General features: G+C 28.9%; 19 protein-coding genes, 3 tRNA genes and 2 pseudogenes. 17 read left to right on the forward strand and 7 right to left on the reverse strand.

Translation table 4 applies throughout. The features are described 5' to 3' along the window. Nucleotides 1-228: 228 nt before the first annotated feature. Nucleotides 229-354, reverse strand: coding sequence for a hypothetical protein (locus tag D2846_RS03635; RefSeq protein WP_268876956.1), 126 nt, complete (start codon nucleotides 352-354; stop codon nucleotides 229-231). A 63-nt stretch (nucleotides 355-417) separates the two neighbouring features. Between D2846_RS03635 and D2846_RS00110 the strand changes: the two genes are divergently transcribed. The 8 genes from D2846_RS00110 to D2846_RS00145 all read left to right on the forward strand — a co-directional run bounded on the left by D2846_RS00110 (nucleotide 418) and on the right by D2846_RS00145 (nucleotide 12,046). Then, the gene (locus tag D2846_RS00110; protein WP_117274917.1) at nucleotides 418-2,868 is read left to right on the forward strand and encodes a hypothetical protein; all 2,451 of its coding nucleotides are present in this window, start codon (nucleotides 418-420) and stop codon (nucleotides 2,866-2,868) included. A gap of 4 nt (nucleotides 2,869-2,872) precedes the next feature. Then, nucleotides 2,873-3,388 carry a hypothetical protein gene (locus tag D2846_RS00115; protein WP_117274918.1) on the forward strand — a complete coding sequence of 172 codons (516 nt, stop codon included), beginning with the start codon at nucleotides 2,873-2,875 and terminating at the stop codon, nucleotides 3,386-3,388. A 2-nt stretch (nucleotides 3,389-3,390) separates the two neighbouring features. Continuing rightward, on the forward strand, nucleotides 3,391-6,444 hold the full coding sequence (locus D2846_RS00120; RefSeq protein WP_117274919.1) for a carbohydrate ABC transporter permease: 3,054 nt from the start codon (nucleotides 3,391-3,393) through the stop codon (nucleotides 6,442-6,444). Further along, nucleotides 6,444-7,403, forward strand: a complete 960-nt coding sequence (locus D2846_RS00125) for a sugar ABC transporter permease (RefSeq protein WP_117274920.1) — start codon at nucleotides 6,444-6,446, stop codon at nucleotides 7,401-7,403. Before D2846_RS00120 ends, D2846_RS00125 begins: the two co-directional genes overlap by 1 nt. Nucleotides 7,404-7,406: 3 nt before the next feature. Beyond that, complete coding sequence (locus D2846_RS00130) at nucleotides 7,407-8,624, forward strand: ABC transporter ATP-binding protein (RefSeq protein ID WP_117274921.1); 1,218 nt, start codon at nucleotides 7,407-7,409, stop codon at nucleotides 8,622-8,624. Nucleotide 8,625: 1 nt separating this feature from the next. Next, nucleotides 8,626-9,369 (forward strand): hypothetical protein, encoded by a 744-nt coding sequence (locus tag D2846_RS00135; protein WP_223211515.1) that lies wholly within the window; start codon nucleotides 8,626-8,628, stop codon nucleotides 9,367-9,369. 145 nt (nucleotides 9,370-9,514) lie between these two features. Next, nucleotides 9,515-11,290 carry an alpha-amylase family glycosyl hydrolase gene (locus D2846_RS00140; protein ID WP_117275875.1) on the forward strand — a complete coding sequence of 592 codons (1,776 nt, stop codon included), beginning with the start codon at nucleotides 9,515-9,517 and terminating at the stop codon, nucleotides 11,288-11,290. Between the two features lie 21 nt (nucleotides 11,291-11,311). Next, a complete protein-coding gene (locus D2846_RS00145) occupies nucleotides 11,312-12,046 on the forward strand; it encodes a GntR family transcriptional regulator (protein WP_117274922.1) in 735 nt (244 codons plus the stop codon). A gap of 40 nt (nucleotides 12,047-12,086) precedes the next feature. Here the strand turns inward: D2846_RS00145 and D2846_RS00150 are convergent, their stop codons facing one another. Further along, nucleotides 12,087-13,445: an aldehyde dehydrogenase family protein gene (locus tag D2846_RS00150; protein WP_223211516.1), complete on the reverse strand. Its 1,359-nt coding sequence runs from the start codon at nucleotides 13,443-13,445 to the stop codon at nucleotides 12,087-12,089. 124 nt (nucleotides 13,446-13,569) lie between these two features. On the opposite strand from D2846_RS00150, the gene D2846_RS00155 reads away from it, so the two are divergent. From D2846_RS00155 to pgmB, 4 genes and pseudogenes are all read left to right on the forward strand, one after another. Then, entirely contained in the window at nucleotides 13,570-15,621 is a 2,052-nt protein-coding gene (locus tag D2846_RS00155) for an alpha-amylase family glycosyl hydrolase (protein ID WP_117274924.1), read from the forward strand. A gap of 1 nt (nucleotide 15,622) precedes the next feature. After that, nucleotides 15,623-17,260 (forward strand): alpha-amylase family glycosyl hydrolase, encoded by a 1,638-nt coding sequence (locus D2846_RS00160; protein ID WP_117274925.1) that lies wholly within the window; start codon nucleotides 15,623-15,625, stop codon nucleotides 17,258-17,260. Between the two features lie 8 nt (nucleotides 17,261-17,268). Beyond that, a pseudogene (locus D2846_RS00165) lies at nucleotides 17,269-19,650 on the forward strand (glycosyl hydrolase family 65 protein). Further along, entirely contained in the window at nucleotides 19,643-20,308 is a 666-nt protein-coding gene (gene pgmB, locus D2846_RS00170) for a beta-phosphoglucomutase (protein WP_117274926.1), read from the forward strand. The pseudogene D2846_RS00165 and the gene pgmB overlap by 8 nt, the downstream one beginning before the upstream one ends. 358 nt (nucleotides 20,309-20,666) lie before the next feature. Here pgmB and D2846_RS00175 read toward each other — a convergent pair whose 3' ends face one another. Together D2846_RS00175 and D2846_RS00180 are read right to left on the reverse strand one after the other, a co-directional pair. Continuing rightward, entirely contained in the window at nucleotides 20,667-21,116 is a 450-nt protein-coding gene (locus D2846_RS00175) for a hypothetical protein (RefSeq protein WP_117274927.1), read from the reverse strand. A gap of 92 nt (nucleotides 21,117-21,208) precedes the next feature. Beyond that, nucleotides 21,209-21,405: pseudogene (locus D2846_RS00180) on the reverse strand (hypothetical protein); the annotation flags it as partial. Nucleotides 21,406-21,451: 46 nt separating this feature from the next. Between D2846_RS00180 and D2846_RS03715 the strand changes: the two are divergent. The 4 genes from D2846_RS03715 (at nucleotide 21,452) to D2846_RS00200 (ending at nucleotide 23,067) form a co-directional block, all read left to right on the forward strand. Continuing rightward, nucleotides 21,452-21,598: a hypothetical protein gene (locus D2846_RS03715; RefSeq protein ID WP_235657964.1), complete on the forward strand. Its 147-nt coding sequence runs from the start codon at nucleotides 21,452-21,454 to the stop codon at nucleotides 21,596-21,598. A gap of 505 nt (nucleotides 21,599-22,103) precedes the next feature. Beyond that, entirely contained in the window at nucleotides 22,104-22,538 is a 435-nt protein-coding gene (rplM, locus tag D2846_RS00190) for a 50S ribosomal protein L13 (protein ID WP_117274929.1), read from the forward strand. Nucleotides 22,539-22,540: 2 nt separating this feature from the next. Next, on the forward strand, nucleotides 22,541-22,936 hold the full coding sequence (rpsI, locus tag D2846_RS00195) for a 30S ribosomal protein S9 (RefSeq protein WP_117274930.1): 396 nt from the start codon (nucleotides 22,541-22,543) through the stop codon (nucleotides 22,934-22,936). 54 nt (nucleotides 22,937-22,990) lie between these two features. After that, a tRNA-Ile gene (locus D2846_RS00200) sits at nucleotides 22,991-23,067 on the forward strand. 145 nt (nucleotides 23,068-23,212) lie between these two features. Here the strand turns inward: D2846_RS00200 and D2846_RS00205 are convergent. The 3 genes from D2846_RS00205 to D2846_RS03495 form a co-directional block, all read right to left on the reverse strand. After that, nucleotides 23,213-23,288 (reverse strand) — tRNA-Lys (locus tag D2846_RS00205). Between the two features lie 6 nt (nucleotides 23,289-23,294). Then, nucleotides 23,295-23,380 (reverse strand) — tRNA-Leu (locus D2846_RS00210). Between the two features lie 64 nt (nucleotides 23,381-23,444). Continuing rightward, nucleotides 23,445-23,651, reverse strand: a complete 207-nt coding sequence (locus tag D2846_RS03495) for a hypothetical protein (RefSeq protein ID WP_145960837.1) — start codon at nucleotides 23,649-23,651, stop codon at nucleotides 23,445-23,447. A gap of 224 nt (nucleotides 23,652-23,875) precedes the next feature. Here D2846_RS03495 and ffh point away from each other — a divergent pair, with 224 nt between their 5' ends. Further along, nucleotides 23,876-25,225, forward strand: a complete 1,350-nt coding sequence (gene ffh, locus D2846_RS00215; RefSeq protein ID WP_117274931.1) for a signal recognition particle protein — start codon at nucleotides 23,876-23,878, stop codon at nucleotides 25,223-25,225. Nucleotides 25,226-25,262 lie beyond the last annotated feature (37 nt).

Consider the following 25,262-nt stretch of genomic DNA (forward strand, 5'->3'; position numbering starts at 1 on the left):
GTATGTTTTTTTAGGGAAATACCCATTGGAAAGAAGGTATAAACCTAAAATATTAGAATATTTATTTATGATATTTTCGAATATTATATTAATGGTTTTAAGTATTTTAGTTATTTTCCTGATAAAAAGCATAATTAGACAAAGTACTGAGGAAAATTTTTGGGGAAACATTTCCACTGAATTAAACAAATATGAGTGAAGAGTTTTAATATCAGTGGCAGTAATTTGCTACTTAGTTAATTTGGTTTTATCAATTCATGTTTTATACATATTAAATAAAACCGAATTTAATAAAAGGTTTGGTGTAGCTGGAGTTATTTTCTCTATTTTAGGGATGTCTCCATTAGCAATCATTTTTCTTATTATAGGATATCAAAAAAACGAACTAGCGTTCGAATAGATAAAAAGGATAAAAATATGAAAAAAAGTAAATTTATTTTACCAGCAGCAGGAATTTTAGGTGCAGCATCTATGGCTGCAGTAGTTTCATGTGGTACACAAAAATCATCATCATATGACAGTACAGAAATTGTTATTGCAGTTGATGGGGTTCAAAAAGAATTTTATGCAAAGGTTATGGAACTTTACAACAAAACAGATTCTGCTAAAAAATACAGAATTAGAACATTTGAAAAAGACGTTTTTGGTGCTTTAGATATTACTACACAAGGTATTAACAGTAGTGCAGTAGCAGACATTTTCTACATGCCAGCTGACCGTGTAACAGATTTCACACAAGCTAACAGATTATCATACATTGAAGACTTATTACCAAACATCTTTGAAGAAATTGCTACAAAAGTTGGTGCAACAGAAGAAGAAAAATCAGCTATGAGACAATTTGGTACAATTACAGGTCGTACAAGAGATAAAGGTGACGGAGTTACTGAAACTAAAAAAGAATTAATGGCTATTAGACATAATACAGAAGGTATTATTATGGCTTCTAGATTACCAGAAAGCGATGCAAGAGCAGTTCTTTCAGACGCGGACACAGATACATTAATTGAATTAGTTAAAACAGGTAGAGCTTTATTCAGATTCCAAGATTTCTGATTTGGAAATGGACTTTTAGCAGGGGCATTTGAAAAAATTAAAGAAGAAAATAAAGCCGATGCTACATTACAAAAAACAAACTTAATGCAAAAAATCTTATACACAGATGGAAAAACAAGTAAAGTTACATCAGGATTTATTGAAGGAAATGAATACAACGAGCACTTCAAAAAAGCTCTCAAAGTTATGTCAAGCATCTTCTTCCCAATTTACGAAGCTGCTTACCTAAAAAGTGAATCAGATTTTGCTAATACAGTTTGAGGACAAAAAGGTATTTCACAAGGGGACTTAAAAGAAACATTAAACAACAACGTTGGTAACGCACAAGCTAGAATTTTCTCATTAATGAAAGCTGGAAAAGTTGACTTCACAGTTATTGGATCATGAGATACACAAAATGCTGAAAAATCAGCTACAGCACAATCATTCTTTAACGTTGTTAAAACAGATGAAGACAATGAATACTTACAAGGTCCAGGGGCATGAGCTTACGGAATTAACGCAAGAAACAATGCTTCATCAAATGAAAGAAAACAAGCTTTAAGAGATGTACTAAACGCAATTTTCGAAGTTGCATCATACAACGAGTACTTCAAAAAAGATTCAAAAATTCCATTCACAGCAAAAACACAAGCTGATTTAGTTAATATTGTTAAACAAGCAAACAGTAAAGAAACAACAGAAGTTGAAGAATTTGCAAAATCATTAGGATATGCATCATACGATGAATTAAAATCAACATCAGTTTCAAATATTTCTAAACTTGCAGATTTAGCAAAAAGACAACCATGAGGAAACAGTTGATCAACTGAAACTAATAAAACTAGCCCAATGGCTGAAGAGAACCAAATAACAGCAGAATCATTAGGAAATGATCTTCAAAGACCAGAAATTTTAAGTGAAGGTGAATTCAATAAATTAAAAGGAAAATTAGGAAACATTTTACCATTAAGAAATACATTTTCAGTTCTTTTAGGACTTTCAAACATTGATCAATTAAATGGTAAAGCAAATAGTAATGATGCAGATTCACAAGTATGATTAGTTGGTAACCAAATTCTTAAACCTGAGGCACTTGAAGCTGACGAATTAAAAGAAGCAAAACACGGGGATGTTTCATTACACATTAGAAAATTAGAAAAATTCCTTTTTGGTGCAGACGGTGATGACGGTAATTCAAAAGAAGAGTTAATCACACAACTTACAACATTATTTGAAATGGATGCACAAAACGGTAACACAGCAAAATTTGATGAATTCAAAAATGCAGTTATCGCAAAAGCAAAAGACTTTGTTTCTAAGTATGCATCAAGCACATCAAAACCATCAGATGAAAATATTGCACAAGCAGTGACATTATACTTAAATACATATGCTAACCCAGCTAGAGTTAGATCTGTAGTTGCTGAGGTATTTGCAAATGGAACATTCAACAAAAAAGATGGTTCAGCAAGTGAAGTTAAAATTAGTGATGTTGAAGCAAAAATTTCATCATACGAGAAAAAATTAACATTCAACAAATTATTAAATGTATTCTCATCAAGAGATGAAATTAAAAATAATGGACTTGGAGTTCTTAAAGCTCAAAAATACCGTCCAGATAACTCAAACCCACAATTTGGTGGAATTTGAACAAATATGAATGATAATACATTCGGAAATGCTGAGTTATACAATGAAATGGCAAATCAACAAGTTGACACACTTGAAAAATTCACAGATAAAATTATGGATATTTTAAATAAAAAATTAAGTGAACAATCAGGTAAGTTAAACGCAACTAATGCAACTACATATGTAGAATTTGAATAGTTTTATGCAGAAGTATAAAGCAAATATAACAAAAATAAATTTTTATATATTCATTACACAAGTAGCGCTATTAACAATGGCGTTACTTGTTTGACTATTAATACCATTTGGAATGGGGATTAAAACGTCTGATTACAATGAGTTAACTAAGAATTTTAGTAATGATGAAGAGATAAGTAAATTAGGGCAACAAGTTGCTATGGGAACTTTATTCTCGTATATTGGTAATACCTTAATAATGATCTTTTTTGTGATTTACATATCGTTATTAAGACATAAATTAAAATATGGATATATATTCCTTATATCCTGAATTATCCTTTTTATTGCATTTTCAGCTGTTCCGTTTTTTCGAGGAACACAATACTTACCACAAATACAAATTGTTTTTGGCGGAATAATAAGTGCAATCACAATTTCGATAGTAATTCATTTAATATGAATAACTGTGCAATTCTATATACAAAGAAAATTTCACTACTATGAGTTATATAAAATACATAAAGGAAGGAGCAAATAATTATGAAAGAATTAAAACTTTATAATTGATATGGCGAATCTTTTGATAGTATATTACCTAGCTCTGTAAATAACTTAAAAGCTTACAAAAAACAAGTAAGAAAAATGTTTATGCGTGCAAATGATAAGATAAAGTCACAGGAAAAAGTTGACAAAGATCTTTATTTAAGAGCAAGAACTAAATTAACAGATAATCTTAAAAGAGAGTTATCGAGTCATAAAGTTGCGTATAAAAATAAAGTAGGAGTACTTAGAGATTCGATTAAAAAACTTTCTCACTTTGATACAATGGAAAGTTTGTTAAAGTTTGAAATTAAAAAATTGAACAAAAGCAAAAATGAAATTCAAAATTATGCACAAGATTTTGTTTATTCATTAACAAAATCAGCAGATGATGCAGATTACAAAATCCAAAGCATTAATAATTTAAAATCAAAAGTTTACCAAGATGAAACTGAAATCTTCAAGAAATATACAATTTACAATATTTTATTAGTTTACATCCAAAACCAATCTGATTTAGATTTTGATATTGCGAAAATTGAAAATTTACTTCTACCTATTGAACTTAATTGAGTTCGCAAATTACAGACTAATGTTTCAACTTTTTTCAAAAACATTTACTTTGAATTAGAAGAACAAAGAAGATCTTTACAAGCAAAAAAAGCTGAGCTTGAAAGACAATATAATGAAACATACTTGCTACAAAAAGAATTATTTAAAAAAGAACAATCTAACATTAAGTTAGAAACAAACAAAAAAATACTTGAAATAGAGTATGAATACAATACAAATTTAGCTAACCAAAGAAAACTTGCAAAAGAACAAAAAGAAGCAGCTCTTGAAAAAATCAACTCACAAAAAGATAAAATTCGTGCTGCAGAAGCAAAAAACGCAGAAGCGACAGAAAAAGTTAAACAAAAGTCAAAAGATGAAATTCTTGCAATTAAAGTTCTATACAAAAAAGAACTCGAAATTCAAAAACATAGATCATCAATCCAACTTTATAAAGACTTATACAGCTTCTTAGTTAAAAAACACTACAAGTTAGAAAAAATTGATTTTTCATATAACAAGCTAAACTTAAAACAATTACAAGAAAAACACACAGCATTAAAAACATTTTTTGATAACTTAAAAGATGAAGTATATAACAAATTCATCAAAAAAAATTTCTTATCATTTATTAATGTTCAAAGTAACCTTAAAGAAGGTAAGTTATTAGTTAAATCTCAATACAAACACTTACTCGCTGAGTCTAAGAAAACTTACACATATGATGGACATTACCATGAAGAAGAATCTAAAGCTTTAAAAGAACTATTCATCAATAGTAGACTTACAAGACTTAAATTCTTACATGAAAAAATTGAAGCTAAACTTCAATTAAATGAATTAGAAAAAACAGGTGTGCTTAATGCTGAAAAACTTTCATTCAATAAAAGTAAACAAAGAATTCAAAAAGAATACTTTACAGAACTTAATGCTACAAAACAAAAGTTAAAAACAAAAGCAATCTCAAAACAAGCTTACAAAAACAAATTAATAGAGCTTAAAATCCACAAAAAAGAAGCTATTAACGAAGAGAAATTAAAATCAAAAGTTCAATCAAATAAAGATATCTTAAAATCATTATTCTGAAGACAATTAGCTGAAAAACAAATTAACAAAAAACTATACGAAAGTAAAATCAACGAAGCTCAAAAATCAATACCAGTTGAAACAATGAGAAACTTACGTTGATTATCAGTTTTCTTAAACTTTATTCTCCCTGGTCTTTCAGAATTAATCTTCTTTAAGCAATATGCAAAAGGTATTATCATGAGCATTGTTTCATTGATCTCATGAACATTAATCATCCCATTTGCATTTGGATACTACTGAACAGAAATGGGTGGTATTCCTGGATTTAGCGATTTAGGAGCCCATTTATATAACTTTAAATTAGGGATCTTCCCAGATGCAAGGATTTATTTATTCGGGGGTGTTATCTCTGTTATCTTAATGGTGTTTGTCTTAATCTATCACTCAGTTTCATCACTAGGTGCTTATAGAATTGCTAAACATTTAGAATACGGATCACGTCCAAGTAAATGAACACACACAAAAAGATGAATGAACACAAGTGGATTCCCATGAATGATTTCATTATTAGGATGAGTATTAATGATTTTCATTGTTGCTACTCCTGTTATTACATCTATTTTAGTTTCATTCACTAACTACGGGTTCTTACATGAGGCTCCTGCACAACCAGTTGACTGAGTAGGACTTAAACAATGAGGAAAATGATGAATCTTTAGAGAACAAAATCTATTCCTTTCATTACGTAGAGTTATTTTATGAACAGTAATTTGAACAATAGCTTCAACAATTATTCCAATTTCACTTGGTATAATCATTGCTGTTTTAACAAATAACCAAAGAATTAAATTCAAAAAAGTATTTAGATTAATTTATATCTTACCGTGAGCTATTCCTGCGTTCGTTACATTAACATTTATACGTAGTTTATTCATGGGTGGAGATGATGGTATTATTAACAAGATATTCTTAGCAATGGGGATAATTGAAGAATCTAAAAACTGATTAAATACAATTATGACCGCTAGAACTTTAGTAATCATGGTTCAAACATGAATTGGATATGCTTGAATCTTCATGCTTGTTACAGGAAACTTACAATCGATTCCAAAAGACATATATGAAGCCGGATCAGTTGATGGGGCTAAAGGAAGACAATTATTCTGATATCTTACTTTACCATCACTACTTATTTCAATTGCACCAATGCTTATTGGTCAATTCGTAGGTGCATTTAACAACTTCACAACAATTTCTATCTTCACAGGTGGTGGTCCAGCATATGCTGAATCAACATCATTTGGTGAAGCGTCAACAGATATTATTATTTCATGAGTTTATAAATTAACAACAAGTTCAGGTCAATTCGAAGGTAACCAAGCCTTTGCTGCAGCCTTAACTACATTAGCTGCTTCATTCAGTATAGCAGTTAGTGCAAGAGGATTTATTAAATCAATGTCAAGGAGGGACTAATGCTTAATAAAGTAAAAAGACATTTATTTTATAGACATAAATTTGATTCTTTAAAAGTTAATAAAAAGAAACTAACTCCAAAGAGATTGACATTTAATGAATCTGATACTAAACCACCAACAGCTCTTGAAATTATTTGACTATTCTTCAATTACATTATTTTAATCTTTTGAGCAATTATTATTTTATTCCCAATTGTCTCATTATTACTTTCATCTTTAAACGTTGGTAACCCACGTATTATTGGACTTTCATCATTTGAATTTGGATTTGATAACTTCAGATACTTATTCGAAAGTGAACGTAGTTTATTTACTAGATGATATTTAAATACATTAATTATCGCTGGTTCTACATCAATTATTTCAACTTTAGCAGTTGCCTTAAATGGTTATGCTTACTCAAGATTTAAATTCACTGGATCAAAACACTCATTAACAATTATTATGATGTTACAAATGATTCCGGCTACATCATCATTAATTTCTTTATACATCTTAGTTAAATTGGGAGGAACTTTAGGAATACCCGCTGTTGGTATGTTAATCTTAATTTACTCAGGTGGAGCAATCGCAGGAAATACATTCATGCTTAAGAGTTATTTAGACACTGTTTCACCAGAACTTGATGACTCAGGAAAAATTGACGGATGTACAAACTGAGGATTATTTTTCAAAATTTTATTACCAGTTATTAAACCCGCTTTAATAATGGTTGCATTATGATCATTCCTAACTCCATTTACTGATGTTATCTTGCCTAAATTCGTTTTAATCGAAAATAGTGAAAAAACATTAGCAATTGGTCTTGACACATTTATTAACGCTGAGCCAAAACACATTAATTTTGGTGCATATTCTGCCGGATCAATATTGGCTTCATTGCCGGCATTTACCTTATTCATGTACTTACAAAGATACATTGTAGGTGGACTAAGTGATGGAGCCGTGAAAGGATAGAAGATGGCATTATTCAAAAGTAAATCAAACACTAAAAATGCTAACGCTGAATTAGAACTTAAAGACCAAGGGTTTGAAACAATTGATATTGATCAAATGATTTCAGAAGTTGGTGAGGTTTACAACTCTAATTCTGGTGCTCATATTAAACTTGTTAATATTTCCAAAAAATATGAAGGTAATGAAAACTATACATTAGAAAATATTAACTTAGAAATTAAACCAGGAACATTCTGTATCTTTTTAGGACCATCAGGATGTGGTAAAACAACATTATTAAGAATGATTGCAGGACTTAACTCAATTACAAAAGGTGACTTATTATTTAATAACAAAAGATATAACAACTTATTACCAAATGAACGTAATATCGCCATGGTTTTCCAATCATATGCTTTATACCCACACATGAATGTTTACAACAACATTTCCTTTGGTTTAAAAATTGCTAAAGAAAGAAAAGACATTATTGATAAAAGAGTTAAAGATGTCGCAAAAATCTTAAGAATCGACAATTACTTATATAGAAAACCAAGAGACCTTTCAGGAGGTCAAAGACAACGTGTTGCTATTGGACGTGCTATTGCTAGAAAACCACTTGTTTTCTTAATGGATGAACTACTTTCTAACCTTGACGCAAAATTAAGAGAAAACATGCGTAGAGAAATTGTTAACATTCACCGTATGTTAAATACAACAAGTATCTATGTTACACATGACCAACTTGAAGCTATGACAATGGGTGACCAAATTGTAGTATTCAATGATGGTAAAATTCAACAAAATGGTAAAGGAAAAGAACTTTACTTCAAACCAGCTAACGTATTCGTTGCTAAATTCATCGGTTCACCAACAATGAACACATTTGAAGCAACATACAGCAAAGGTTATGTGTTTGATGAAACTGGAAAAATTAAAATTTCTATTGACAAAGAAACTCAAGCAAAATTATCAGAAGGTCAAAAATTAATTATTGGATTCAGAAGTGAAGACTTAAGAATTCAATACAAACAAGTTGAAAACTCAGTATCAGGAAAAATTTCTAACATTGAGTTAATTGGTAAAGACCAATTAGTTGTTGTAAAAATCAATGACGAAACTGAATTTATTGTAAACGCATCAAACAATGAAGAATTTGAATTATTCTCAAATGTTCATGTAGAATTTGTAACTTCAAGAATTCATATTTTCGACAAACAAACTGAAGATAGAATTAACTAATATGTTTGCTAACAAACAACTAAAATTCACAGAAACTAATTATTTAAAAAGAAAAATATTTGTTTCACTTTTAATTGTCCTACTTTCATTAATTTTATTCTTTCAAATCATTATGTTCGCAAGATTTTTTGCATGAACTGATTTTGAATATGAACACATTAAAACAGGGCAATTGAGTAGTTCTTGAAGTGATGAAGAAGTAAGGAAAAATTCTCCTGCTTACCAATTAATTTACATTTTCTCAGTTTTAAATTCTGTAACTATATTATTATCACTTGTTTCGATTGTTTTACTTTCTATTGTTTTAATTAACTTATTTAGAAATAAATCAAATGGTGATTCATACTTAAGAATATTAATTTGAATCATTCCAATTATCTTTATTATCTTATTCTTTGTGATCGCACTACAACCTCAAGCAGTTTATAAAATTAACATTGTATCAACTCTTAATGAGCATGATGAAGAAGAATTACGTCCAAGAAAAGTTGCGCCAAGACAACTTAGCTATAAATTAATTTGATTCTCAATGTTTATTGCATTTTCAAACATTTTCTGAATTGCTTTAGCTAAAAAAACATTTGGATTTATTACAAAAGATAAAATCCTTGCAAAACAAGAGCATGAAACAACAATGTTAAAAGAAGAAATTGAAGCAAAATTAGAAAATAGAAAACCTAAAAACAAAACAATTGAAAAAGAAGTTTCATATATAAAAATTATTTATTCAAACGACAATAATTAATTAATTTTAAATAAAAGCCAACTTTTAATTAAGTTGGCTTTTTTATTTATATAGCTTTATATCATGGTTACACACAAATATTAGGCTTGTTTTAAACTTGATTGATCAAATGAAAAACAACAAAAAAACAAGTAAAATTATCTCTATGAAAAAAATTTATGAGAACCTTAAAAAAGAAATTATTTTTAAAAAATATTTAAGAAACCAAATTAGGAAGGAATATGCAATTTGAGATGATCCTAAATATACAAAAAAGGATTATAACTTAGATTACTTGGAACTTTGAAAAAATGCACCTAAAGCCAAACCTTTTGTAAAGAAAAGAAATACAAATGTAATTTATCAAGTTTTAGTTTACAACTTTGCAGATGGTAATAATGATGGTATTGGTGATTTTATTGGACTTAAAAACAAAATCCCTTATTTAGTTAATTTAGGAGTTGATCAACTTTGATTAAGCCCAATTCATTCTGCTTCATCATATCATGGGTATTCTGTAATTGATTATGCAGATGTTGCAGAACAACTTGGAGGCATGGAAGCATTTATTGACTTTTTATCAGAAGCGCATGAAAACGGTATTAAAGTTTATATTGATTTAGTATTTAATCATACTTCATATGAACACCCATGATTCCAAAAAGCTTTATATGGTGATAAAAAATATGAAGCATTTTATAGATTAGAACCTGAGTACATAGACAATGATGTTAGAAGAGATACAAAAGAAGTTAGATCAAAATACAAAAAACTTGATCAAAGTATACCTGCTACAAATAGACAATACTTAGGTAGATTCACATATGGTATGCCAGATTTAAACTTAGACAACAAAGATGTTATTGATCAACTTGTTGGAATACAAAAGTTCTGAACAGCACTTGGAGTAGATGGATTTAGATATGATGCATTTGCTGAATTTTTCTCAAGTGAGCAAGAAACAAAAAATAACTATAACGAAGCTAAAATCTTTTCAATCTTAAGAAAAGCAAGTAATGAAATTACATCATTAGAACCTGGTCGTGATGAAGTATTTATGATGGGTGAATGAGTTCACACAGATTCATTGAAAGCTTTAGAATACACAAAATATAATGATGATTTAGCTCTTGATACAGTGTATGATGGATTTAAATTCTTTAGACATAATCCTGATGTTAGGATACCTTATGATGAACTTTATAGAGTTACTAAAATGTACCAAAATGCATCAAGTAAATCTAAATGAATTCCATTTTTAGATAATCATGATGTTTTAAGATGACTTGATTCATATAGATTACAAGTTTCAAAATTAAAGGGTTATCAAAATGATAGGAAGTTAACATGTGCTGAGAAAGATGCTCAAAAAATTGCGATGATGCAACTTTTAGCATTACCAGGAACTCCGTTAGTTTATTATGGTAACGAATTAATGTATTATGGTACTAGAGAATATGGTGACCCTTCTTTAAGAGAACCAATGAAATGAGATAAAGTTGAAGAAAACAGTTTAATCTTTGACGATAAGGTTAAAGAATCAACTAAAGACCATGTGTTATTAACTTCAGCTTTAAGCTTACAATCAGCAGATCAAGCTAAAGCTGATAAAGATTCATTATTCCACTTTATCAAATTCATGAACGAATTAAGAGAACAAAATCCATTTATGAGCGAAAGCAATGTAAACACAATTATTAATCCTTATGAAGTTATTGATACTGAAGATTACTCAAGCTTTATTGTTAGAGCGGCTTCACATGATTCAAACAAATTATTATTATTTGGTTTCTGTAACTATCAAAACCCATTTTTAAACGCTACAAAAATTTCAAGAAAATTCCATTTTAAACCTTTATACATGTATAAAGCAAAAAGTAATAGCTGATTCATTGAAATCGAGCAAGGAGGAATTATAATTTTTGAATTAACAAGAAAGTAAATATTTGGTAAAATAAATCCTATGAATAAAGAATATAAGAAAAACATAGACTCTTCACCAAAGATTAAGAAAGTAATTAAGCGTAAATCATTAAATGACGAAGATAATACAAAAACAAACAGTATTATTCTTTACTTAATTGATTTAATTAAATCTAAGAAAGTGCCTGTTAATAAGATTATGCCATCTGAGCACGCTTTAATGGAACGTTTCAATTGTTCTAGAAGTGTTGTTGTTTCGGCATATCAAAAATTAAGTGCTTTAGGTGCTGTTTATTCAATCTCAAAAAGAGGACACTTTGTTGCAGAAAACTTTCACAACTTAATTAAACCCGTTAGTTTCCTACTTAATGTTGATAAACAATGAGGTGAAGAAATTCATGACTTTATAGAACCTGAGTGATTTGGAGAAAGAAATATTATTTTTGTCGACGGAACTAGAATGTTCCGTAAGTTCTTCTACAAAAAAGGAGAAGTTATAGCAGAAGCTGATATTTGAGTTTCAACAAAAAACTTAGATAAATATGAACCAATTGACTTATCAGTTCCTTTAATTGATGTTCTTTCTGAAAGAGAACCAATTAAAAACATTGTTTATGATATACACTATGAAAAAGAAGCTAACAGATTAGGTCATGAAAATATGATGGTGTTAATGATTTTTGGTTATGATGAAGATAGTATTTGTATTGCTGCAAAATACTACATCAAACCTGAACACTTTAAGTTCTACCACCAAGAGTTCTCATTGTTATAATTTTAAAAATCCAACACTTTGATGTTGGATTTTTACTTTTTTATTTAAATATTCATTCCAAGATTTTCTTACTTTTTTTACTTTCTTTACCATATACAAGTGGATTTGGTTTCATAAATGAAGGTGATTTAAAGTAACTTTTTTGGTTACTAAATGCTTTAAAACCATCAAACCCATGGTATCTGCCAAGACCTGAAGTCCGAACTCCCCCAAATGGCAAATTATAATTTGATAAGAATGAAATTGTATCATTTATAATAACGCTTCCTGACTTAAATGAGTTTTGAATTTCAAGGTTTTTCTTACTTTTAGTGAATATATATAGTGCTAAAGGATTTTGATAATCTTGTAAAATAGTCTTCAATTCCTCACTATTTTTAAACTTAATTACCGGCAAAAATGAACCAAATATTTCTTCTTTCATAATTTGTTCATTTAAATTTGTTTCAAAAACAATAGGACTAATTTCTAATTTCTCTTTATTGTAATTTAATTTATCAAGAAGGTTTGTGGGAAGAATATTAAGTAATCTTTCAAAATGCTTTTGTGAAATAATTTTACTATTTGAAGATGTGGAATGTAATACCTCAAATTCTTTTTTTAGTTCTTTTTGTAAATCATCTGCTACATTTTCGTGTACCAAAATAAAATCGTGAGTTACACATGTTTGACCAGAATTAACATACTTTCCAAAAGCAATCATCTTAGCGGCATTTTTGATATTAGCATCATCAAAAACAATTGTAGGAGACTTTCCACCTAACTCTAGAACACAAGGGATAAGATTTTCTGATGCTCTTTTTGCAATAATTTTTCCAACATGGGTAGAACCTGTAAAAAAAATAAAATCAAATTTAAGGTTGTTAAAAGTTTCAAATTCAAGTTGATTATTATTTGAACAATAAATTAAACTTTCTTCAAAGTTGCTATTAATAAGTTTCATAATTAAATCAGAAGTATTAACTGAATATTCAGAAACTTTTAACATAACTCTATTACCAGCCGCAATTGCAGCAATTAAAGGGTCAAAAGTTAACATGATCGGATAATTTCATGGCGAGTAAATACCAACCACTCCATGAGCTTCATACTTAATATAACTTTTTGACGGTTTTAAAAATCATGGTGTTTTTACTTTTGATTTCTTAGTTCATTTTGAAATGTTTTTAATAGTGTGTTTTAATGAAGAAAAAACTAAGGCAAGTTCTGAGTAAAAAGCCTGATTTTTACTTTTACCTAAATCTATAAAAAGTGCATTTTCTATTTCGTTTTGATTATCAATTAAAATCTTTTTTAATTTAAGTAAAATTTCGATTCTTTGCGACACTGAAATTTCACCATTTTTAAGGTAATCATTTTTTTGAATTTTGAACACTTGTAAATTTTTAGAATTATTCATATTTAAATAATACAAAATTTATCTTAATTTTTTACTAAAAAAACTGCATCAATGCTATTGATCTATCAAGTTAATTGTACTATTTACTATGTTGAAAGTCATAATATTTTATAATTTTTACACTATGAATTTAACTAGAAAAACATCAGATTTTTTTAAAGATTTTGATGCAAAATTCGCATATAAAAATAGCAATTTTGGAGCATCATTTTTAGGTAAAAAAATCAATATAAAATTATGACAACCTTTAGCTAAAAAAGTTGAGGTTCTTATCTTCAAAAAACATAGCGATTCAAAACCATTTTCAATGTTTGAAATGAAAAAAGAAAAAGTTATTAATGAAAATAAAAATGAAACTTTTATTTGAACTCTTGAATTAAAAGCAAGTGAATTTAGAAATATGTTTTATCAATATGCTATTACTCAAGAAGATGGAACTAAGACTATTGCTCTTGACCCTTTTGCTAAATCAATGGCTCCATTTAATTGAGAAGGCGAAGAAGATAGAGTAGGTAAAGGTGCTTTTATTGACTTTAGCTCAACAAAAGTAGGAAAAAAACCAAGAGATCTTAAAACAAAATGAAATAACTCTGTTGATGCTAACATTTACGAAATGCATGTTAGAGATTTCACAAGTTTACTAAAAGACACTTCATTCCACAAAAAGAAAGCATCATTTAAAAATTTAATTGATGCAGGTATCTTTAAATACCTTAAAAAACTTAATATTACACACTTACAACTTTTACCAATTCATTCAGCTTATACTGTAAATGACCTTAATAAGAAAATTTACAAAAAAAGTCAGGGTACAGGTTGAACAACAAACTATAACTGAGGATATGATCCACACAATTACTTTACAATTAATGGATTATATTCATCAAAACCAAGTGATCCATATTCAAGAATCAAGGATTTAAAAGAGTTTGTTGATGAAGCACATAAAAACGGCATTGGAATTATCTTAGATGTTGTATATAACCACATGATGACAAACTCAACTTATGAGAATGTTTTACCAGGGTACTACTATAGAGATAATGCTAAAGTTAAACCAGTTATCTACGCACCTCTTGCTGATGAAAGAGATATGACTAAGAAAATCATTATTGATTCTTTAAAATACTTTGTTGAGGAATTTAATGTTGATGGATTTAGATTTGACCTTTCTTGCTTCCACCATAAAGAAACACTTGATGAAGTTGCTAGCACATTAAGAGCAATTAAACCGAATGTTATTTTACATGGTGAAGCTTGACCATTTAGTGACTTAGAGTTTACTAAATCATATATTAAAGGTGCTAGAGGTAATGATATTAAATTTGGTTACTTTAACGACACATTACGTGATGCAATTAAGGGTTCAGAGCACGAAGGATATCACAAAGGTTTAATTCACGCATACTCAGAAGAAAACTTCAAAAAGTATGTAACTTCAGTAGTTGCTGGTTTAAAAGATTTTGATTTTAAAGACACACCACACTCAGCGCTTCCTTATGATTTATATAATAATGATGTAAAAGTTAACTTAAGTTATGCTGCTTGTCATGATGGTATGACTTTATGAGACAAAGTAAATATTTTTGCAGATAATAAATCATTTATGCAAAGAATTGAAATGTATCGTCAAGCTTTAATGATGACTATCTTAACTCAAGGTAGACAATTCATTTTGGCTGGAACTGAATTATTACAGTCAAAACCATGTGATATGAGTGGAGAAGAAGGATACAAATGTCAAGTTAGCCCATTTGATGACTTTAATGAAAAACCTGACAATAATGCTTATTCACCAAACTCATATAAAACAACAGATTATACAAATGGTATTAAGTGAGATCACTTAGATAAAAAAGAAGTTCAAAATTATGTATTTGATTTCTTAAGTGATTTAAATAAATTCAGACAAGAAACAGAATACTTAAGACTTGATACAAACGAAAAAGTATTCTCAAGAGTTAAATTCTTATTTAGTGACATTAAAAGCGGAATTTTAATTTATTCAATCGCTAATGAAGCAAACGATAAAGAATTATTAGCATTACACAACTTTGGAAACCAAAATTTTAAAACAGATAATTATCAAGGTAACTTATTATTTGATTCAAAAATCAAATCAATTAAAAATGTATTACAAGCAAATTCAACACAAATGATAGAAAGAGAAAAATAATATGAAAACAGTTAAATTAGAAGATAAAGTGTTTTACCAAATTTTCCCTCGTTCATTTTATGACTCAAATAACGATGGTGATGGTGATTTAAAAGGAATTACAAAAAAATTAGGGTACCTTAAAAAATTAGGGATTAATGGTATTTGATTAACACCAACTTATTCAACAAACTTTGTTGATGCTGGATATGATGTTTTAGATTATAAATCAGTTTGAGAACAATTTGGAACATTAGAAGATTTCAAAGAAATGTCAGCTAAAGCTAAAAAACTTGGAATTGACATTATTATGGATATTGTTTTAAACCACGTTTCAAATGAACATGATTGATTTAAAAAAGCAACAGAATCAAGAAACAATAAAGAACACAACTACTTCATTTGAAGAGATCAATTAACAGAAGAAGAGAAAAAAGCACAAAGTATTTTTGGTGGATCGGCTTGAGAATTCGTTCCAAGTGTTAATAGATACTACTTTCACTTATTCTCAAAAGAACAAGTCGACTTAAACTGAGAGCATCCAGATACAATTGCTGCTATGGTTGATGTTATTAACTTTTGATATGACCTTGGTGTTAGAGGATTCAGACTTGATGCAATTAAACACGTTGCCAAAACATTTGATGAAGTTGATAAAAACCCATACTTTGCATGAAATAAAGGTGCAGTTGAATTCTTAAAAAAATTCAATGAACTTGCATTTAGTGATAAACCAGATGCTTATACATTAGGTGAAGCTAGTGGAATTACAGCAGACGAATTATTAAAATATGGTTCAGGTGAAAGTAAAGTTTCTCAAAACTACTTTAACTTTGCTTGATGATGAATTGGTTGAGGAAAACAAACAGGCAGAAATGGTTATGACGCAAACTGAAACTACAAAGAATTTGCTTACCAACAAAAACCATTCCAAGAAAACGAAGCTATTAAACCATACATGTTCACAAACTTCTTATCAAACCACGATACTTCAAGAAGTATTTCAAGATGAGGAGATGAAGGTTTATTTAGAGAAGAAGCAGCTAAAACACATGCTTTAATGTTATTGATTCTTAAAGGTATTCCTTGTTTATACTATGGTGAAGAAATCGGTATGTTAAACATCAAATTTAATGATCGTAGCGAATTCCGTGATGTTGATATCAAAAATGGTTTCCAAGGACTTGTAGATGATAATCCAGTTTATAGTGAAGATGAGTTCATTAAATACTTAAACATTAACTCAAGAGACGCTGGACGTGGATTAATGCAATGAACAAAAGGTAAAAATGGAGGATTTAACAAAAACAGAACTCCATGAATTAAAAATGGTAGAAATAAAGAAGAAATTAATGTTTATGCAGCTTTAAAAGATAAAGAAAGTATTTTCTACTTCTACAAAAACTTAATCGAACTTAGAAAAAATAAATTTAGAGACGTCCTAGTTGAAGGGACATCAAAAATTGATGTAGATAACAATGGTGTTATTATAATTGAAAGACAATATGGAGATGACCACCTAGTTGCCTACATTAATGCAACAAACAAAGAAATAAACTTACAAAAAGGAAATGGTTCACAAATTTTATCTACATATAAAGATAAAAAAGAACCTGTAAATACATTAAGACCTTTCGAATCAATCTTAATTAAAAAATAGGAGTAACAATGAGTTTTTTAAAATATGATATAAAAAACAAGACGGTTTCACAAATCAAATTTGACAAAAGTGTAACTGCTAAAACAGAAAGTATCTTTGCACTTGGTAATGGATACATGGGTATCAGAAGTGCAGATGAAGAAAAAACTTCATACAACAAAGAAGACTTCTTCGTTAATGGTATTTTCAACAAAGATACTAGAGAAGATGTTTCAGAATTAGCTAACTTAGCTGATTCAATGACAACACCAATTTACTTTGATAATATTGAGTTTACTGTATCGAAAAAAGATAAATACAACAAAACTTTACATATTAGAGAAGGTATCTTAAAAAGAACAGTTGAAGTAGAAAGAGAATCAGGGAAATTCGAATTATCATTTGAACGTTTTGTTTCAAATGATGATGCAAATGTTTATGCTCAAAGAATTCAAATTAAAGTTCTAGAAACAACAAATAAAGATGGTGTTACTGTTTTAGTTAAACCTGGAATCAATGGCCAAGTGACAAACAGTGGGACACAACACTTTGGAGAAGGTAAAAAGTCACGTCCTACTCAAACATCACTTCAAATGGATCAAACTACAACAATTTCTAGACGTTATGTAGTTCACAATATGGTTACAAATGTCACAGTTAATGGACAAGCAATTAAACCAGGGACAGATGATTATGTTGTAGAAATGAAACGTCGTTACATCGGTTTCAAAATTAAAGAAAAATTACAAGCTGGAGATGTATTACAAATTGACAAAATTATGTCTGTTCACACTTCAGTTGATGACAAAAAATTATTAAAACCAGAAGAAATAAAAGCTATTGCAGATCAAAAGCACCAATACTTATTAACAACAAATTATGATGATTTAAAAGAAGCTTCAATTAATCAAATGAACTTAAAGGTTTGAAACCAATTCTATGTTCACATTGAAGGAAATGAAGAATCAGAATATGATGCATTAGCACTTGATTTTGGTATTTTCCACTTAAATGGATTTGTGCCTAAAAACTCAACAAACATAAATGTTGGAGCTAAAGGACTTTCAGGTGAAGGATATCAAGGTCACACATACTGAGATACAGAATTCTTCATTAACCCAATTTACTTATTCAATAACCCTAAAGTTGTTAGAAACTTATTAACATATAGATATAAAGGTATTGAAGGGGCTAGAGCTAAAGCTAAAGAAATTAAAGAGCGTCAAGAAGAAAGCAACTTATTAGGAGCACAATATCCATGAGAAATGGCTTGACCAACAGAAGGTGAAGTTTGTGCTTACTGAGGACAAGCAGACGTTGTAACTGGAGAACAAGTTCCAATTGCTTCAAGACGTCAAGAAATTCACGTTTCAGCTGATGTTGCTTATGCTGTTAACCAATACTTCCAAATAACTCGTGATTACAAATTCATGGAAAAAATGGGTTATGAAATGATTATCGATACAGCTATTTTCTACTCAAACAGAGCGGAATTACAACCTGATGGAACATTTGAAATTAAAGATGTAATGGGGCCTAATGAATATAAAGGTAACATTGATAATAATGCTTACATCAATATGTTTGCAAAACACAATATTGATTTAGCTATCAAATACATTGATTACTTAAAAGATAAAAAACCATTAATTTGAAGTAATATTGAACAAAAAATTCCATACAAAATTAATTATTCAAAATTAAAATTAGTTTCAAAAAATCTTAAGCAACAATTACCAAACAAAGACTTCATTATTGCTGAAAATGATCAATTCTTATCATTACCAAAAGTAGACGTATTACCATTCCAAATGTTAGGTGATGCTGGTAAAAAATTATTTAATACAAAAGAAGGTCACATTAGACTTGGATCACAATTAGTTAAACAAGCTGACGTTGTTTTATTATTAAACATCCTTCCACACTTGTATACTAAAGAAATTAGAAAAGCTAACTTTAACTACTACGAACCAATTACAACACATGACTCTTCACTTTCACCTGCTACTTATGCAATTGAAGCTGCAAGACTTAAAATGATTGATAAAGCATATGATATTTTCAAATATGGTATTAACATCGACTTAGGTCCAGCAATGCATACATCAGATGCAGGAATTCATGCAGGTTCATTAGCCGCTATTTACCAAATGATTGTATTTGGTTTTGGTGGATTAGACTAACATAATAACAGATTACACATTGAACCTATGTTACCAAAAGGGTGAGATAAATTAACATACAGATTTAAATACCAAAATGGATACTTTGAAGTTGTAGTTAAAAAAGATAAATTTACAGTTCAATTACTTACAGAAGAAATCAAAAACTCATTATGAATTTGAGTAAATGAAAGAAAAGTTGAATTCAAAGATAACTCAGTATTAGAATTTGAGGTAAAAAATGATTAAAGGGTTTGTTTTTGATCTTGACGGAGTAATTACAGATACTGCTGTATTGCACTTTAAATCATGACAACAAAGAGTTAAAGATTTAGGAATCAACTATACTGAAGAAGACAATGAAAAACTTCGTGGTATTCCTAGATTAGAAACTTTAAAAGAAATTATTAAATTAAAAAAACCTGAATTAAATCTTCCCGAAGAAGAATTAATTAAAATTGCTGATGAGAAAAATGAAATTTACAAAAAACTTTTATCAACAGAAATCAACGAAAGTTCAATTTTACCAGGTGTACTTGATTTATTAAATGATGCTAAGGCTAATGGAATTAAACTTTCAATTGCTTCAAGTAGTTTTAATGGACCTACAATTCTTAAAAAATTAGGAATCATTGATATGTTTGATTTTATAGTATATCCAGGTGATGTTAAACAAGGAAAACCTGCTCCAGATATCTTTATTCAAGCCGCAAAAGGGGTCGGGTTAAAAACAACAGAATGTGTTGGTTTTGAAGACGCTCCCGCAGGTGTTAAAGGTATTAAAGATGCTAATATGCCCGCTATTGCTATAACACATAATTCTTCTGAAGACTTTAGTAATGCAGATCTTGTATTAACAAGTACATCAGAATTAGATTTTTATGAAATTATGAAAAAATTTAATTAAAATAAGGAGATTCATATTGAATCTCTTTTTTATATAATTTGCTGATTTTTTCATAATTTTAATTATTATTGAGTTTTTTACTTTCATCATTTAAAAGTAATAATATTTGTGTATAGAAAATTATCTAAATAATTGTGATTAAAGATTTAAAAGCAAGCCTTTTAAACAATTTGCACAAAAAACTTTAATGATTAGTATTTATCAAGTGCATTTTCTTCATGGAAGGGAATTAATTTAAATAATGATGGTAGTATTTTATCTTGAAAAAATTATTTCAAATAAAATCACTCATTTAATTATGAAAACCACATGCAAAATGAATCGCATGTGGTTTTCATAATTGCAATAAATAAAATACTTATTTATTTTCTTGTTTTAATTCTGTTGTAGTGTTGCTTATTGTAATAGAATAAACAACTATTCCAAAAACAAAATTAGCAAAACCTAAAAATTGACCAACTACAGGAATAAGTCCTAATAATCCTATTGCACCGATTAAAATTGCTAAAGTTAATCATAAAACAAATAAGTTCTTGTGTTTTTGATCAATTTTTTGTAATTTAGATGCTTGAACAGCACCGACAATTGCAATAACAAAAATTGCAATTGATATACCTATGTTAGGTAGTAAAATACCTAAACCTGCTCCTATAATTCCACCTACAACTGATGTTTCATCTTTGGCTGTAGCAGCAACTGAAAATACAGCCACTATACCAAATATAGTTAGAACAAGAGAAACAAGTACAAGTACCAAATTAGTAATCGATAAATTTCTTAATGTTTTTAGTTTATTTATTTTTTCCATTTTTACCTTTCTATTTTTTAATAATTTCTATAAATAATTATAACTTTCAAAAAAGTTTTTTGCAATACTTTTTTTTAACATAATAGTTATGTTTATTTAAATTCTTCAAGGAATAATGCTGTTAAAAAATGTTACCATTAAAACCATTAGGATAAATAATTTGAAGATCTTGTCTATATGAATGAGTTTGAGCAGGATAAAGTTCTTTATTAGTTCCATCAATTAAATTAAAAAGTTTCATTACTTTATTTCCAATAGTACAATCTTTTGAAAGTAAGAAAGTACCAAAACATCTATCTCCAGCCACATACGCAATTGAAGCTGCTAGGTTAAAAATGATTGATAAAGCATATGACATTTTCAAATATGGAATTAACATTGACCTAGGTCCAGCAATGCACGCATTAAATGCTGGTATTTACGCTGGTTCATTAGCCGCTATTTGCCAAATAATTGTATTTTGTTTTGGTGGATTAGACTAACATAATAACAGATTGCACATTGAATCTATGTTGCTAAAAGGGTGAGATAAATTAACATACAGATTCAAATACCAAAACGGATACTTTGAAGTTGTGGTTAAAAAAGATAAATTTCCAAAAAACTTTTATCAACAGAAATCAACTAAAGTTCAATTTTACCAGGTGTACTTGATTTATTAAATGATGCTAAGGATAATGGAATTTAACTTCAAAGAATTAATGAAAAATTTAACCAATTGAGAAATGCTTCGTAAGAGGCATTTTTTTATTTTGTCTATTATTTCATAAGAACAAAATACTAAAAAATATTCAATTTTAAATACTAAAATTCTTTGATAAAATTAACTTACATATAGAAATGGTTGTAAATTTGCTATCTATATAGGAATAAAAATATATTTTTTATGGTTCACATAAATTTGAATAATTTTATTTTTATATGATATAATTACTAAGCAATTTACATTATATTTACATTATCTAACAAATTAACGTGGAGGAAAAAATGAGACAAACAACAATAGTTAATTCTCAAAAAGCAGATAAAAAATGATACGTTATTGACGCTGAAGGACAAGTTTTAGGACGTTTAGCTGCATTTGTAGCTTCAGTTTTAAGAGGAAAAAATAAAGCAACATTTACACCAAACGCTGACATGGGTGACAATGTTATCATCATCAACGCTGAAAAAATCGTTTTAACAGGTAAAAAAGAAGATAACAAAATTTACTACTCACACTCAGGATACCCAGGTGGATTAAAAAGCATTGTTGCCGCAAAATTAAGAGTAAAAAGACCTACAGCTTTAATTGAAAAAGCTATCCATGGTATGATTCCTCATACAAAACTTGGAAACAAACAACGTCGTAACTTATTCATTTACGCTGGTACAGAACACAAACATGAAGCACAAAAACCAGAAAGATTAGAGGTTAAATAATTATGAGTAAAAACTTAGAATACAAAGGATTAGGAAGAAGAAAATCTTCAGTAGCTCGTGTTAAGTTAACAAAAGGTTCAGGAAAATTCTTAATTAACAAAAGAGATGCTCGTGAATACTTAACATCAGATATTTACTTAAAAGATGCTAATCAACCATTTGTTTTAACAGAAACAACAGGACAATTTGATATTTCAGTTGTAGTTGCAGGTGGAGGTTTAAGTGGTCAAGCCGGAGCAATTAGATTAGGTATTGCTCGTGCTTTATTAGAAGCTAGTGCTGACTACCGTGGTGTTTTAAAAGCAGCAGGAATGCTTACAAGAGATGCTCGTGCTAAAGAACGTAAAAAACCAGGTTTACGTGCTGCTCGTCGTGCAAGACAATTTTCAAAACGTTAATTTTAATAATAAAGCTTGACTTTTATACTTTTATGGTATAATAGTCTTGCAAATGCGAGCGTAGCTCAGCTGGTTAGAGCACACGACTGATAATCGTGAGGTCGATGGTTCAAGTCCATTCGTTCGCACCATTTCAAGAAATTGACCAAAAACAACACTTACGTGTTGTTTTTATTTTTAACCAATTATAAATTTAAAATATCTATTAAATAAATATATGAAACTAAAAAAGCAATAAAAAAACAAGCCTAAGCTTGTTTGGTCAATTTCTTGAAATGGTACGTCCTAGAGGATTCGAACCTCTGACCCAATGGTTAAAAGCCATTTGCTCTACCTGCTGAGCTAAGGACGCACAACATGGTGCCCAGGACTGGACTTGAACCAGCACGATCTTGCGATCGAGGGATTTTAAGTCCCTTGCGTCTACCATTCCGCCACCTGGGCAATATCTTTGATTGCTTTAAAATTATAACACAAAAAAGTAAAAGCAAATATTTTTTTTAAAATTTTATGAGAGCAAAATATCACACCATTTTGTAGCAAAAATATCTAGTAATTTAGTATCAAAAAATATTATGAAAAATATGGAAACTTTACCATAATCACCCACATTTCACTCGTGTGAGCTTAGATAGTAGCATAATAAATATGCTAAGTTATCAACTGATTTAGCAACGAAAATTAAGCTTATGTTTAAAATTCCTTCGTTAAACATAAGCTTTATATTAAGTTATTTGAATTAGTTTGCTTTAAATTTCATTTCAATGTTTCAGCTCCTACTCAATGATTTTCAAATTATTTTAAAAATTAAGTTTATTTCTAAAATTACAAAAGTCATTCAAATAATAATCAAGAATTAAGCAATTATCTTACATAGTTCTTTTTTACTTAACCTATTAAAAAACTAAGAAATATTAATAATAATGTTAAAATAGTACTATGTTAGGATTTTTAGAAAAGAGAATGCAAAAGACACTAGATAAAGTGTCTAAAAAAATTAATTTAACTGAAGCAGATATTTTAGAAGTAACTAGAGATATTAAGTTAGCATTACTTGAAGCTGACGTTAATTTAAAAGTTGTTAAAGAATTTGTAAATAATGTTAAAGAAAAGGCTTTAAATGATCCAAACCTTAAAAAATTAAATCCTTCACAATACTTTATTAAAATTTTACACAGTGAACTTGTAAATATTTTAGGTGGAGAAACAAAAGATATTAAAATTCAAAAAAAACCATATGTAATTATGATGTGTGGTTTACAAGGTTCAGGGAAAACAACATCAACAGCTAAATTAGCATATTATTTAAGAAAGAAAAAATACATTAATAAACCATTAGTGGTAGCAGCAGATATTTATAGACCCGCTGCTGTCGATCAATTAGTTACATTAGCTAAAAGTATTCAAGTTGATTACTATGAAGAAGGTGTAAGTGTTTCAGTAGATAGAATTGTTGAAAACGCCCTTGTTAAAGCGAAAGAAAATGAAAACGATTTAATTATCATCGATACTGCAGGTAGACTTGCAATAGATGAACCTTTAATGGATGAGTTATTAAGAGTTAAGAAAATTGCTAAACCAGATGAAATTTTATTTGTTGCTGATGCTCTTTCAGGACAAGATATTATTAATGTTGCTCAAGCATTTAATGACAAATTAAAATTAAATGGAACAGTTATTAATAAACTTGATTCAGATGCTCGTGGTGGTGCTGCACTTAGTTTAAGATACATTTTAAACCTTCCGATCAGATTTATTGGTACTGGTGAAAAAGTTTCCAATTTAGATTTATTCCACCCAGATAGAATGGCAGATAGAATCTTAGGAATGGGTGATGTTTTAAGTCTTATCGAAAAGGCACAAGATGTAATCGATGAAGATAAAGCTACAAAAATGATTTACAAAATGTTTTCAGGAGAATTCACATTAGATGATTTACTTGAACAAATCCAACAAGTTAAGAATCTAGGTAAATTTAGTAAGATTTTACAAATGCTTCCAGGTAATCTTTCTTCAAAAATTAATGAAGAACAACTTGATAAAGCTGAAGAAAAAATATACTATTTCCAAATTCTTATGTCTTCAATGACTAAGAAAGAAAGACAGAATCCTAAATTATTAAGACAAGCTTCTAGAAAAGAAAGAATCTTAAGAGGAAGTGGTAGAACTGCTCAAGAATTTAATAAATTATTAGCTGATTATGATGCAATGGTTAAGAGAATGAGCGAAATGGGTAAAAAGATGAAATCAAGTGGTGGAGAATTCGACCCAAAAATGTTTGGATTCTAAAATAATTTAATAGTGTTTTACGGCACTATTTTTTATT

Origin of the sequence: Mycoplasmopsis edwardii (assembly GCF_900476105.1) — a bacterium.
Taxonomy (GTDB): Bacteria; Bacillota_I; Bacilli_A; order Mycoplasmatales; family Metamycoplasmataceae; genus Mycoplasmopsis; species Mycoplasmopsis edwardii.